The organism is Peribacillus folii (assembly GCF_030271255.1).
GTDB lineage: Bacteria > Bacillota > Bacilli > Bacillales > DSM-1321 > Peribacillus.
Map to the genome: position 1 here is coordinate 140894 of NZ_JASJOM010000007.1, position 13298 is coordinate 154191.

Annotated in this window: 14 protein-coding genes; all 14 read right to left on the reverse strand. The window is 46.2% G+C overall.

Annotation, left to right across the window (positions count from 1 at the left end; all coding sequences use genetic code 11):
- Positions 1–53: 53 nt before the first annotated feature.
- Positions 54–500 (reverse strand): ribose 5-phosphate isomerase B, encoded by a 447-nt coding sequence (rpiB, locus tag QNI08_RS13455; protein ID WP_285767929.1) that lies wholly within the window; start codon positions 498–500, stop codon positions 54–56.
- Between the two features lie 126 nt (positions 501–626).
- Positions 627–1916, reverse strand: coding sequence for a methyl-accepting chemotaxis protein (locus QNI08_RS13460; protein ID WP_285767930.1), 1290 nt, complete (start codon positions 1914–1916; stop codon positions 627–629).
- Positions 1917–1938: 22 nt separating this feature from the next.
- On the reverse strand, positions 1939–2382 hold the full coding sequence (locus QNI08_RS13465) for a low molecular weight protein arginine phosphatase (RefSeq protein ID WP_285767931.1): 444 nt from the start codon (positions 2380–2382) through the stop codon (positions 1939–1941).
- A gap of 122 nt (positions 2383–2504) precedes the next feature.
- Entirely contained in the window at positions 2505–3071 is a 567-nt protein-coding gene (locus tag QNI08_RS13470; protein WP_285767932.1) for a manganese efflux pump MntP, read from the reverse strand.
- 76 nt (positions 3072–3147) lie between these two features.
- On the reverse strand, positions 3148–4200 hold the full coding sequence (locus QNI08_RS13475; protein ID WP_285767933.1) for an L-threonylcarbamoyladenylate synthase: 1053 nt from the start codon (positions 4198–4200) through the stop codon (positions 3148–3150).
- A gap of 291 nt (positions 4201–4491) precedes the next feature.
- Complete coding sequence (gene spoIIR / locus QNI08_RS13480; protein WP_285767934.1) at positions 4492–5376, reverse strand: stage II sporulation protein R; 885 nt, start codon at positions 5374–5376, stop codon at positions 4492–4494.
- 124 nt (positions 5377–5500) lie between these two features.
- Positions 5501–6370, reverse strand: coding sequence for a peptide chain release factor N(5)-glutamine methyltransferase (prmC, locus tag QNI08_RS13485; protein WP_285767935.1), 870 nt, complete (start codon positions 6368–6370; stop codon positions 5501–5503).
- Positions 6363–7433 carry a peptide chain release factor 1 gene (gene prfA / locus QNI08_RS13490; protein ID WP_285767936.1) on the reverse strand — a complete coding sequence of 357 codons (1071 nt, stop codon included), beginning with the start codon at positions 7431–7433 and terminating at the stop codon, positions 6363–6365. Before prfA ends, prmC begins: the two co-directional genes overlap by 8 nt.
- Before the next feature lie 164 nt (positions 7434–7597).
- Positions 7598–8053 (reverse strand): hypothetical protein, encoded by a 456-nt coding sequence (locus tag QNI08_RS13495; protein WP_285767937.1) that lies wholly within the window; start codon positions 8051–8053, stop codon positions 7598–7600.
- Positions 8054–8243: 190 nt separating this feature from the next.
- Complete coding sequence (locus QNI08_RS13500; RefSeq protein ID WP_285767938.1) at positions 8244–8849, reverse strand: thymidine kinase; 606 nt, start codon at positions 8847–8849, stop codon at positions 8244–8246.
- 138 nt (positions 8850–8987) lie between these two features.
- On the reverse strand, positions 8988–9188 hold the full coding sequence (rpmE, locus tag QNI08_RS13505) for a 50S ribosomal protein L31 (RefSeq protein WP_285767939.1): 201 nt from the start codon (positions 9186–9188) through the stop codon (positions 8988–8990).
- Positions 9189–9338: 150 nt separating this feature from the next.
- Positions 9339–10628 (reverse strand): transcription termination factor Rho, encoded by a 1290-nt coding sequence (gene rho / locus QNI08_RS13510; RefSeq protein WP_285767940.1) that lies wholly within the window; start codon positions 10626–10628, stop codon positions 9339–9341.
- Between the two features lie 324 nt (positions 10629–10952).
- Positions 10953–11915, reverse strand: a complete 963-nt coding sequence (glpX, locus tag QNI08_RS13515) for a class II fructose-bisphosphatase (protein WP_285767941.1) — start codon at positions 11913–11915, stop codon at positions 10953–10955.
- Positions 11916–12014: 99 nt separating this feature from the next.
- On the reverse strand, positions 12015–13298 hold the full coding sequence (locus QNI08_RS13520; protein WP_285767942.1) for a UDP-N-acetylglucosamine 1-carboxyvinyltransferase: 1284 nt from the start codon (positions 13296–13298) through the stop codon (positions 12015–12017).

Sequence of the window (13298 nt, forward strand, 5' to 3'; positions counted from 1 at the left end):
AAACGCATCCTTTCAATAAGAAAACTTGCTATCCGAAGAAATGTTCATTCTTTTCAGCTATGTTTAGCTTCATAGTCGGCTATCTTACCGATCCTGTTTTGGTGCCGGCCGCCTTCAAATTCCGAAGTGAGCCATGTTTGGGCGATTTCCCGGGCAAGCCCCGGTCCAATGACACGCTCTCCCATCGCCAGCATATTGGTGTCATTGTGCTGACGGGTCAATTTAGCGCTATAGACATCATGCACCAAGGCACAGCGAATCCCTTTCACTTTATTCGCTGCAATGCTCATTCCGATTCCAGTGCCACAAATCAAGATGCCCCGATCGAACTCACCGTTTGCCACTTTTTCAGCAACAGGCAGGGCATAATCCGGGTAATCGACTGACGTGCTGCATTCACAGCCAAAATCCTCAAACGGGATCTGTAACTCATTCATTAAATTCTTGATTTCTTCACGGATATGAATTCCACCATGATCCGAGGCAATCGCAACTTTCATCAAAATCCTCCCCTTGCTATTTATTGATTTCATTGTGTCACAAAATTATGAAAAGATAAAGGCTGCCATGCACACATGCCCAAAAAGAAGCAGGAAACCGAAAAGGGGTCTCCTGCGGGGAAAAAATCAAGTGTGAAAGCGTGAAATCGTACTTTTCAGCTTTTCCGCTTGGTATTTAAGTTCCAACGCCAACTTTTCGACATTTCCCATCATGTTGACTTGCTCATTTGTCGTGGCCAAGACTTCTACCGCTCCTGCAGATGTCTGCTGGGCGATGGCAGCAACTTCCTGGGACTGCCTTGATGTTTCCTCGACACTTTCCATTTGACGGTCAACAAGCTCTGTAATATCTTTTACTGCAGCAACAACATTATGTACCGTTTTTGTCATGCCTTCTATGGCAATATCCGTTTCCGTCCCCTTTTGGGCTTCTTCATTTGCCGAATTGACTTGATCGCTTATCTGTTTGACGACAGCCTGGACTTCGACTTGAATATTTTGTACCAGGTTCGAAATGCCTTGCACGGCTTTGGCACTTTGATCCGCTAATAGGCGTACTTCTTCTGCAACAACGGCAAACCCTTTTCCATGTTCCCCCGCCCGGGCAGCTTCAATGGAGGCATTCAGTGCAAGCAGGTTCGTCTGTGCCGCGATATCGCCGACAAGCCCGATGATTTGCTCCACTTTTTTCGCATGTTCCTCCAAGCGCTTGACGGTTTCCAATGACTGTTGATTTTCTTTCGCCAGCTGCTTAATGCCATCGACCAAGGAGTTGACTACCGTTTTACTCCGGATGAGTTCTGCTGCCATTTTCCCTGATAGACCGACGGAATCCTGCGCTTTCGTTTGTACCTTCTGGGCGAGAATCGTGACCTCATCTATCGATTCTGCCGTATTCATGATGGAAGCCGCTGAGGTTTCCGCCCCCCTTGAGATTTCCCCGATCGTCGTTGCCACGTTTTCCGCCTGTTCCGATGCTTTTGATGATTCTTGGGAAATATCGATGACCTTTTCGTTCGTCTCATGGAAATTCGCTTCAATATTCTGAACCATCTCTCTCAGGTTAGAGAGCATATGGTTGAAGGCAATGCCCAATGAACGGATTTCATCATCCGTCTTCGGCAGCGCCACTTCTTCCTTAATGCTGCCTTCAGCGGCACCAAGCACGGCCTTTTCCAATTTTTTCAATGGTTTGGTAATGACACCAGCTGCAAAAAACGCAAGGATCCCCGACCACAATATCCCCAACAAAAGCGTCCCTGCACCAAAACCAAGTGAATTCATTTTAGCAAAAAACATGGGATGGATCACAAAGATGAAAAACGCCGAGATCGAATAGGTAATTAGAGCGAGGACCGTGATGAAAATAACTAATTTCTTTCTCAAACCAAACTTATAACCCAAATTTTCCGCCATTCCGTTTCCCCCTGTGGACTTCTTACCCTTTCAGCTTCATGACCAATTTTTCAATTAAGTCCTGCAGCTCCTTGAACGTTTCACGATAAATGCCTTCCGAACCGCCAAATGGGTCGATTATGTCTCTATCATATGTATCGTCAAGAACGAACTCTTTTAAAGTAAAAGTCTTATCAATCAGATCGGGAAATCCCCTGATGATGACTGTTTTATGGCCTTGGGTCATGGTAAAAATATGAGTCGCCCATTCCATTTCCGCCTTGGTCAGGGGGTTCGATTGATGAGTATGTAAAATGTCATTTTCAACAAGAATATTTTTGGCATGCATGGAAGCTCCCTGCCCAGGCGAGGCATGGACGCCAGCCGACCTCACTTCCACACCGGGAATGTTCTTATTCTTTAAAATCGCTTCTGCCATCGGGCTCCTGCATGTGTTGCCTGTACATACGAATAGTATTCGAATCATTTTAAAGCCTCCCTTTTTCTCCATTATAAGCCACCGTTCATATTTTATAGGCCAGAAAGAAAAATAAAAACCGCCCCAGAAACGGAACAGTTGAGGAAGGCCCGATATGAAATTGGGTTTATTTATAATGAGAACAATAATTTCAAGCCAAACGCACAAAGGATGCTGCCGCCAAGGATCTCACTATATACTCCGAGCAATCCCTGCATTTTTCTTCCAAGCAAAAGACCGGCCCACGTCAAAAGGGTGGCCGCAATCCCAAAGCAAAGGACGGTCACAACCGTTTTCGCCCCGTAAATCCCCAGAGTGAGGCCAACTGAAAAGCTATCCAGGCTTACGCCTAAGGCGAATATCAGCAAACCTTTTCCAACAGGGGCCAGCATTTTATTCTCCCTTGAACCGGATTCATCCTTTTTACCAGGAATGAACATTTGCACTCCAAGGATTATCAACAAAAGTCCACCTGCGTACGTGGCGAAGGTCCCGAATTTTTCTGAAATGAAACGACCTGCCCCCATACCAAGCAAAGGCATCCAAATATGAAAAATGCCTACGATCAGCCCTATAGAAAATATTTGCCTCAATCTCAGCTTGAACATTCCCATACCAAGGCCGACTGAAAAGGCATCCATTCCCAACGCGAATGCCATAAGCAATAAGGTGATGATTTCTCCAGCAAATGTATTCATTCCAATCCTCCCTCGGACGTGCCTACTACATGTTATGCATGTCCGAAAAGAATTAGAAGAATAAACCCGCTCTTATTTATACATGTTTTTCGTCGATGATCTGGTGGCCTGCCGCCTTCTCAAGCCGGTTCATGACTGCAGCACCTATTCCGGATTCGGGAAAGCTTTCACTTAATATGATATCCACATCCACCTCATCAAACTGACGTAAAGCATCATATAACCCTGTGGCGACTGTGTGCAAATCCGCCAACGAACCAGGAATGACCATATGATCCGCACTATATTCACTTTCATGTTCACGGGCTGCCATGATGCCGACCTTGAACCCTTCACTTCTTTGTTCATCCGCAATCCTTTGCAGGAAAGCCGGATGACCTTTGACAACATATAGAGGGGCCTTTGGTGCATAGTGGGTGTATTTCATACCCGGTGCCTTTGGAGCCGTTTCCTGATTCTTCAACGCGACATCCTGCTGCACTTCCCCGACGACGGCCTCCAGCTGTTCCAGGGTCACCCCGCCGGGCCTTAAAATCACGGGGACCTCAACCGTACAATCAAGGACCGTGGATTCTACGCCTACACCCGTCGCGCCTCCATCGACTATTCCTGCAATCCGCCCGAATAAGTCAACCTCGACATGTTTAGCTGAGGTAGGACTTGGTTTGCCTGATGTATTCGCACTGGGAGCTGCAATAGGCAGATTACTCGCGCGAATGATGCCTAGGGCAACCTGATGATCAGGCATTCTAATCCCAACCGTATTCAAACCGGCTGTCACGAGGTTAGAAAGCTTGCCTGGTTTATGTTTCAAGATCAAAGTCAAAGGTCCCGGCCAAAATTCATCCATCAGCCTCCGCGCCTTATCAGGAATGTCTTCAACAATTTCCTCCAGCTGACCTTCAGAGGCTATATGAACGATCAAAGGATTATCACTTGGACGCCCCTTCGCTTCAAACACTTTTTTCACCGCTTCGTCACTTTTGGCATTCGCTCCTAGTCCATAAACGGTCTCTGTAGGAAAAGCAACCACTTGGCCAGCCTGTAATAATTGAGCCGGCTCTGTAATTTGGGGATAACTTTGTACATTATCCACATTTTTATCCACTGACCATATTTTCGTTTCCATTTTAAACACCATCGCCTTTTACCATTTCTTTTTTTATCCAATTGCTTCTATATTAACGATTTTTCTATTAAATCGCACAGTTTTTACTTAAAAGTACTTTGAAAGTATAAAAGAAGTATACACAGAATTCAAGTGTTATCCACAAATTGTGGATAAACATATCGAAACGGTGGATAAGTTTGTGGATATTAATCATTAATGACAGACTTTTTCGATATTTTGTTAATAACTTTGTGGATATGTTGTTTACTCCCCATATCGTAGCAAAAAATGAGGGCCATCGCCCCCATTTTAGAATAGCTCATGGATAATCTCCGCAAATAATGACTTCACTTCAACCTCAGGCTCCTTTTCCCCTTCATACAATTTTTGTTGGTTTTGGTCACCCGTTGCTGCTAGTTTGTCTTCATTTTCCACTGCCGTTACCGGTCGGTTTGCTTTTCCTTGCGGTTCTGCATCCTCCTGCTTCACCGTCTCTTCCTGTGCAGCCGGCTGTTCCGCTTCTTCCATTACCTGTTCCTCAGACGCTTTTACGTCTTCCTCAGTGACTTCCGCCTTTACCTGTTCAGCTGGTGCCGGTCTCTTTTCTTCCTTCGTTGCAGCATACACCTTTCCTGTCGATTCCGGCTCCCCTTCTTCTTCTTCGTCCGGCATCGGACTTTGGCTCACGGCGGTACCATTCGAAAAATCAAGAAAGCACAATGGTGGAAACAACACGCACCACCAATTGGCGCCTTCACCTTCACCAAGTGTAATGATCACCGCTTCATATTCCCCTGCCGGATACAAATATTGCCCGTAAAGCTTCGTCGGAAATTCCGCTTGTCCAAAATCAACCTTCACTGACTGTTGCAAACCATTCTCCCTTACGACCGCTTCCGCCGTTGCTTGAATCTCAGGCAGATGAGAGGTGATCACATCCCTCGCCTCATCCAAGGAAGTCAGCTCCCGCACCCACTCCGTGATATCCTTATTGACCTCATCCCTGATTAACCTTTTGACCGCTTGATCCTTTTCTTCATCGCTATTTGCCAGTATCCGCAGGCGTATCGCTTCATCCGGAATCACTTGGGTTTGCTCGGCACCAGCCACCTCCGCTTTCGGGATATATATACTTACGATCGTTCCTATCGTTAAGATTAATAGATAAATAATGGCTAAATGTTTAGTTTTCATCGCCTTCGCCCCCTCACATGAATCAGTCTCGCCATTTTTCATCTATCTTAAACTAGTAAAATGAAAAAATGATACGCAAACTAGATGCCACATGAATAAAAATCCGCCCCTAAGAAGGGACGGATCAACGTAATTCGGCAAAGACCATTCGATCTTTTTCATTAATGTCATTTTCAACGGATACCATGGCTGCAGGGAACGTCCTCAGCAGCATGTCGGCAACCGCCTGCCCCTGACCAGCTCCCACCTCGAATCCAATCAGACCAGGCTTGTTCATGACCAGCGGCAACTGTTCCATAAAGCGTCTGTAAAAGTCCAGACCATCTCTGCCCGCAAATAAGGCACGATGCGGTTCATGACCCGTTACCACTACCGACATCGATTTTTGATCATCAATCGGGATATATGGAGGATTCGATAAAAGGATATCGACCTTTTGGTTTTTCTCCATGCACGGCAAAAGCAAATCACCCTGCATGAACTGCACCTCTGCACCGAGCTCTCGCGCATTTTCCCTCGCCACTTCTAGGGAGGCTTCGGCTATATCGGTAGCACATACGAGCAAGCTCGTTTCTTCAAGCTTCATCGTAATCGCAATCGCACCGCTTCCAGTACCGATATCCGCTAAACGGAGCTGCCGGCCCTTTTCAAAAATGGCCGGTATCTTACGGAGTGCATGATAAATCAACTCCTCCGTTTCAGGTCTCGGGATGAGCACTTCTTCATTCACCAAAAAGGTCCGTCCATAAAATTCTTCACTGCCGATTATATATTGGATCGGCGTCCCCTTAACATGAAGCTCCACAGCCTTCTTGAAACGTCCAAAATCAGCTTCACTCAGCTCCTCATGCAGGTTCGCCAACAGCATGGAGCGGGTTTGTTTCAGGTAATGCCGCAACAGGATTTCACCGGCATTGGCATCACGATCATTCTCCTTTAAAAATGAAGAAGCCCACTTAAGGGCTTCGAACACTTTCAGCGCGGAATCACTCATCCGCATTTTCCAGTCTTGAAGATTGGTCTTCCATGATTAAAGCATCCACGACCTCATCAAGCTTGCCTTCCATGATTTGATCGAGCTTCTGGATCGTTAAACCGATACGGTGATCGGTAACGCGGTTTTGCGGGAAGTTATACGTACGAATTCGTTCAGAACGATCGCCCGTCCCGACAGCCAGCTTCCTATTTTGATCATATTCCGCCTGCACTTCACGATGGATTTTATCGTATACCCTCGCCCGCAGCACCTTCATGGCCTTTTCTTTGTTCTTGATCTGTGATTTTTCATCCTGACAAGATACAACCGTATTAGTGGGGATGTGGGTCAATCGCACCGCAGACATGGTCGTATTGACACTTTGCCCTCCGGGACCACTGGATGCGAACGTATCGACGCGGACATCCTTGTCATGGATTTCGACTTCCACTTCCTCGGCCTCCGGTAAAACGGCAACCGTGGCCGTGGAGGTGTGGATCCGGCCGCCAGACTCGGTTTCCGGAACCCGCTGAACGCGATGGGCCCCATTTTCGAATTTCAATTTGGAGTAAGCGCCATTTCCGTTAATCATGAAGATGATTTCCTTGTAGCCCCCAAGACCAGTGGGGCTTGCCTCAATGACCTCCGTACGCCAGCCCTGGACCTCGGCAAACCGGCTATACATGCGGTAAAGACTGCCCGCAAATAATGCCGCTTCATCTCCGCCTGCCGCGCCGCGAATCTCCATGATTACGTTTTTATCATCGTTCGGATCCTTCGGGATGAGCAATATTTTCAGCTTATCTTCAAGACCTTTTATCGTCTCCTCAAGCTCACTGATTTCTTCTTTTACCATATCGCGCATATCCGCATCAAGCTTATCATCAAGCATCGCCTTGGCTTCCTGGAATTGCTCACGAACCGTTTTATATTCCTTATAGGTCGATGCCGTTTCTTGAATGCCGGCTTGCTCCTTGGAGAATTCCCTTAGTTTCTTGGAGTCATTGATGATTTCCGGGTCACTTAATAGTTCATTCAATCTTTCATATCTATCTTCTACTGCTTGCAATCGATCAAACAAATCATTCACCTCATAAATTTCCCGATTCACCGACTTATCATGAATCGGAAGTAATCCATCTTTTTTTACTATAAATACACGTTTCAGTGCCCCATCTCAGTTCACTTCTAGGTCAATTATAGTATAGGTGAATAATCAACGTCAAAGAGGATTCAAGAATATGGTCATTTCTTTAATTTAACATCTATTTTGTACTGAGGAACCACACCCGTAATCAGATCTTCCAGTCGACGCTTTTCTTCTTTTCTTTCAGCATCGTTCCCGATATTCCCCTTATCATGGATCGTAACATGTATCGTATTACCGTTAATCCAGACCGCTCCCGCCTCGTAATCGGTTTCAGACTCAACGGCATCGCGAATGGCAGCAATCTCCTGTCCCATGGAAGGGGAATTGTTGGAAGTATGATCCGGTGTGTTGAGGACCTGGTCGGAAGGCCGTTCCGCCTCATTTTCCCACTCCTTATTGGACACATGCTTTAATCCGTTGCCGACAAAGTCCTTGCCATCACGGCTTTGATCGCCATATTCCGAATCATTATTTATTGCATTATGATTTTGACCGCATGCTGTCAGGGCAGAAAGCACAAAAATCGCCAGTAATAATATTTTGAATTTCATATCTTTTCCCTCCATTTAGGTTGCTAACAAGATCATTTCCTCGTTAGCCTGCCCAATATGGAGCAGTAATTAATCTTTTATTCCCCTTCCATGTATTGGACCAACCAAATCATCGGTTCCTTTTAGTCGCTCACTTCCCATTCCAATAAAAAAAGCCCTAAGATCTGATTGGATCTAGGGCACGTACGATTTAGATATGTTCTTTAATCTCAGCTTCCTGCTTCCCAGGAACTTCATGATGATGACGGCAACGGGGCTCGTATGATTCCGATGCACCGACAAGGATGACCGGCTCATCATAGGAGGCCGGTTTGCCATCAATCAAACGCTGCGTCCGGCTCGCAGGCGATCCGCACACTTCACATACAGCCTGCAGCTTGGTCACTGATTCTGCTAACGATAATAGAACTGGCATGGGACCGAATGGTTCACCTCTGAAATCTTGATCGAGTCCAGCCATAATCACTCGATAACCGCTGTCCGCAAGATGCTGGGCAACCCCGATAATTTCATGATCAAAAAATTGAACTTCATCTATTGCAATGATATCCAGGGGCTTGTCCAAAAACTTAAAAATCTCCGTTGAATGGGCGATCGGCTTTGCCATCACAGAAGAGCCATTATGTGATACGACAGCCTCTTCCGCATAGCGATTATCTATAGCTGGTTTAAAAACAGCGATTTGCTCTTTGGCAAATTGAGCACGGCTGACTCGTTTAATCAATTCCTCAGATTTACCTGAAAACATGCTTCCGCAAATAAGCTCGATCCAGCCTGTTTGTTTCATTACATACATGGAAACAGCTACTCCCTTCCACCTGTCGATCCATTGGCCAAAATTGAAGCGGATCCGGTTTTATATAAATTGTTGCTTGTTTACAGAAAAGAAAAAACAGGCAAGAAAAATGCTTGCCTGTTTTTTAAAAAGTCCGGCTTATTTAATACCGTATTTTTTGTTGAAACGATCAACACGTCCGCCAGCTTCAGCGAATTTTTGACGACCAGTATAGAATGGGTGGCACTCTGAACAAGTCTCAACTTTGATCTCTTCTTTAACTGAACCAGTTTCAAAAGTGTTTCCGCAAGAGCAAGTCACTTTTGAAAGCTTGTAATTTGGATGAATTCCAGTTTTCATTCTTTTCAGCTCCTTCTGCCCTGAATCATTCGAAACAGAGTTATATACTTCAGGTGAGTGAATAAAAACCCTCACATTTATTGTAAAAACACATGAACCCATTATATCAACTTAAAACTAGTTGTGCAACAGTTTGTTTCTTTCTCTGTTTTAAGAGCGTTTCATGCTTGCCGGTCCCTTTTTCATTTCGGACATCTCATCATCCAATTTACTGAAAAATTCTTCATTGCCTTTTGTCTGTTTTAGACGGCGCAGGAATTTCTCCGAGAAATCGGGTGAATCAGACATCGTCTTCCTGATCGCCCATAATTTATCGAGGCGGTCTTTCGGAATCAGCAGCTCTTCTTTACGCGTTCCAGAACGGCGGATATCGATTGCCGGGAAGATGCGTCTTTCGGCAAGTGCACGATCTAAATGCAGCTCCATGTTACCCGTGCCTTTGAATTCTTCATAAATGACATCGTCCATTCTTGAACCGGTATCGACCAATGCCGTGGCAAGAATCGTCAGGCTTCCGCCTTCCTCAATATTCCTCGCCGCACCGAAAAAGCGTTTGGGGCGATGGAAGGCAGCAGGGTCGATCCCCCCTGATAACGTACGTCCGCTCGGCGGGATGACAAGGTTATATGCACGTGCCAGACGGGTGATGCTGTCCATTAGGATGATGACATCCCGCTTATGCTCGACGAGGCGCATCGCCCGTTCCAACACCAATTCGGCAACCTTGATATGGTTTTCCGGGACTTCATCGAACGTTGAACTAACCACGTCACCAGCAACGGAACGCTCGATGTCTGTCACTTCCTCCGGGCGTTCATCGATCAAAAGGACAATCAATTCCGATTCAGGATGGTTCGTGGTTATCGCATTGGCGATTTCCTTGATGAGCATGGTTTTACCAGCTTTTGGCGGTGCAACGATCAGACCCCGCTGGCCAAAACCAACCGGCGCCAGGACATCCATGATCCTAGTCGATAGATTCTTCGGCGTCGTCTCCAGCTTGATTTGCCTGTTTGGATACAGCGGCGTCAAACCAGGGAAATGAACGCGTTCTTTGGCTGACTCTGGGTTATCGCCGTTGACGGCCTCGACGTGGAGCAATCCATAATAGCGCTCATTTTCCTTCGGCGGCCTTACCTTACCGGAAACCTTATCCCCATTGCGTAAATCGAATCTGCGGATTTGGGAAGCGGAAATATAAATATCCTCCGAGCTTGGAGAATAATTGATTGGCCTCAAGAAACCGAATCCCTCTGAAGGAATGATCTCAAGAACGCCCTCCATGAACAGGAGACCATCCTGCTCGGCCTGCGCCTTCAGGATAGCGAAAATAAGTTCCTTTTTTGACAGTTTGCTGTAATACGAAACTTTATATTCACGGGCATGCTCATAGAGATCCTTAAGTTTCATGTTTTCTAAATTAGAAATAGTTAAATTCATTATGACACCACACTTTTATTAATTAAACGTTTTCACCCATACAAAAAAAGAAATGGCTTGTTAGATGGAAGAAAAACCGCAATCCATGTACCCGACCAGAGTTTTCTTAGAAAGGATGATACATTTTTACATGTAAAGAAGAATATTATTTGAAGGCTGCTTGAAGTTTGGAGTGAAAGGGCAGATTTTATATATAATGAATCATTAATAGTAGACCAAGCTTTATTTTACTTTTTTTATTTTAATTATTCAACTTAAATTTTTTAAAGATAAAGCGAGCGATGAAACCGCTCGCTTTTCACTGTGGTTTTCCCCGAAACCTCTTCAGTCAATCAAGCCATTCGGTTTGATTTTTAGACTATGGCGTCCGTCAATGAAACGGACGGTTCCAGATTTGGCACGCATGACCACGGATTGCGTCTCACCATAATGTCCTTTGAATTGAACACCACGCAAAAGTTCACCATCCGTCACACCCGTTGCAGCAAAAATGGCGTCATCTCCGCGAACAAGGTCCTCCATTCTCAGGACCCGTCCTAGATCAAGGCCCATTTTCCCGCAGCGTTCGACTTCTTCATCACTTTGCGGAAGAAGCTTTCCTTGTATTTCCCCGCCGAGGCATTTCAAAGCAACGGCTGCAATGACACCCTCCGGTGCTCCGCCTGATCCGAATAAGATATCAACACCAGTGGAATCGAAGGCCGTATTGATGGCACCAGCTACATCTCCATCATTGATCAGCTTGATCCGCGCTCCAGCTTCACGAAGCTCGTGAATGATCTTCGAATGACGATCGCGATTCAATACTGTTGCCACGACATCCTGGATATCTTTATTCTTTGCCTTGGCCACGGCCTTTAGGTTGTCCAATACAGAAGCATTGATATCAATCTGGCCAACCGCCTCTGGACCAACGGCTATTTTATCCATATACATATCAGGAGCGTGAAGCAAATTCCCCTTGTCTGCTATTGCCAATACGGCTAATGCATTCCAGCCTCCTGATGCTACGATATTCGTGCCTTCCAAAGGATCGACCGCAACGTCGACTAGCGGCCCGAGGCCGGTACCAAGCTTTTCGCCAATATAAAGCATTGGCGCCTCGTCCATTTCCCCTTCACCGATTACAACCGTACCTTGCATGGGAATCGTATTGAAAACATCGCGCATGGCACTCGTTGCAGCATCATCCGCTTCATCTTTCTTTCCTCTTCCCATCCAACGTGCAGAATTCAAGGCCGCCGCTTCCGTTACGCGAACAAGCTCCATCGATAAACTTCTCTCCATTTTCCGCTCCCCCTCATGTACACTAGCATGATTTATTTATATATTAGTATAACACATTATATCATATAATGTAACACAGTGAGGCAACAAGAAAAGGGATCAGCTTTTAAGCTGCTCCACTTCTTCTTGTGTCATTTCTTCACGCCAGATCGTTGCACCTAATCCGGCAAGCTTCTCCACTAGGTTGCTATAGCCTCTGTCTATATGTTCCAGTCCTGTCACCTCGGTGATCCCTTCAGCCATCAAGCCGGCAATTACCAGAGCGGCTCCGGCGCGTAAATCACTCGCCTTCACTTTCGCACCATGAAGCTGGACAGGACCATCGATGATGGCTGTTCGGCCCTCGACCTTGATCTTTGCATTCATGCGGCGCAATTCATCTATATGCTTGAAGCGGGCCCCATATATCGTATCGGTCACCATGCTGGAGCCGCTCGCCTTTGTCAAAAGGGACGTGAACGGCTGCTGTAGATCCGTGGGAAATCCAGGATACACAAGCGTCTTGATATCAACCGATTTATATTTTTCACCAGGCGAGACGAATATCTGGTCATCGCCGGCTTCAATATTTATGCCCATCTCCCTCATTTTGGCTGTCAATGACTCCAAATGCTGGGGAATGACATTATCGATTAAGATTCCTTCACCGACTGCAGCGGCCAAGATCATGAAGGTGCCCGCTTCAATCCGGTCCGGTATGATGGTATGCCTGCAGCCATGTAAGCTATCGACACCGTCAATGCGGATGATATCCGTTCCGGCACCTTTGATTTTCGCACCCATATTGGTTAAAAGGGTGACGACATCAATGATTTCCGGTTCTTTCGCAGCATTCTCGATCACTGTACGGCCTTTGGCCAATACGGCCGCAAGCATGATATTGATGGTGGCACCGACACTGACGACATCTAAATAGATGCGCGCTCCCCGCAGTTCGTCAGCTCTAAGGTAAATGGCTCCCTGTTCATTCGTCACTTGTGCACCAAGTGCTTCAAAACCTTTGATGTGCTGATCGATTGGGCGAGGTCCCAGATGGCAGCCTCCTGGCAAGCCGATCACAGCCTTCTTGAATTTACCGAGCATTGCCCCCATTAAATAATAGGAGGCACGCAGCTTCTTCACTCTTCCATTGGGAAGAGGCATCGAAATCATCCTGCTCGGATCCACGGTCATTTCCCCATCTTCAAAGGAAACCTCGCCGCCAATTTCTTCCATTAACTTTTTGAGCATCTGTACATCCGATATATCAGGCAAGCCTTCAATCGTTACAGGAGAGTCCGCTAAAATCGTTGCAGGAATGAGGGCGACCGCACTATTTTTTGCTCCGCTGACACGAATGCTCCCCTTTAAAGGGTAACCACCGGCAATTTTAAGTTTTTCCAT

Bases quoted from the DNA above. Each gene is read 5' to 3' on its own strand.
- rpiB (WP_285767929.1), bottom strand. From the start codon at position 500: ATGAAAGTTGCGATTGCCTCGGATCATGGTGGAATTCATATCCGTGAA.
- QNI08_RS13460 (WP_285767930.1), bottom strand. From the start codon at position 1,916: ATGGCGGAAAATTTGGGTTATAAGTTTGGTTTGAGAAAGAAATTAGTT.
- QNI08_RS13465 (WP_285767931.1), bottom strand. From the start codon at position 2,382: ATGATTCGAATACTATTCGTATGTACAGGCAACACATGCAGGAGCCCG.
- QNI08_RS13470 (WP_285767932.1), bottom strand. From the start codon at position 3,071: ATGAATACATTTGCTGGAGAAATCATCACCTTATTGCTTATGGCATTC.
- QNI08_RS13475 (WP_285767933.1), bottom strand. From the start codon at position 4,200: ATGGAAACGAAAATATGGTCAGTGGATAAAAATGTGGATAATGTACAA.
- spoIIR (WP_285767934.1), bottom strand. From the start codon at position 5,376: ATGAAAACTAAACATTTAGCCATTATTTATCTATTAATCTTAACGATA.
- prmC (WP_285767935.1), bottom strand. From the start codon at position 6,370: ATGAGTGATTCCGCGCTGAAAGTGTTCGAAGCCCTTAAGTGGGCTTCT.
- QNI08_RS13495 (WP_285767937.1), bottom strand. From the start codon at position 8,053: ATGAAATTCAAAATATTATTACTGGCGATTTTTGTGCTTTCTGCCCTG.
- QNI08_RS13500 (WP_285767938.1), bottom strand. From the start codon at position 8,849: ATGTATGTAATGAAACAAACAGGCTGGATCGAGCTTATTTGCGGAAGC.
- rpmE (WP_285767939.1), bottom strand. From the start codon at position 9,188: ATGAAAACTGGAATTCATCCAAATTACAAGCTTTCAAAAGTGACTTGC.
- rho (WP_285767940.1), bottom strand. From the start codon at position 10,628: ATGAATTTAACTATTTCTAATTTAGAAAACATGAAACTTAAGGATCTC.
- glpX (WP_285767941.1), bottom strand. From the start codon at position 11,915: ATGGAGAGAAGTTTATCGATGGAGCTTGTTCGCGTAACGGAAGCGGCG.
- QNI08_RS13520 (WP_285767942.1), bottom strand. From the start codon at position 13,298: ATGGAAAAACTTAAAATTGCCGGTGGTTACCCTTTAAAGGGGAGCATT.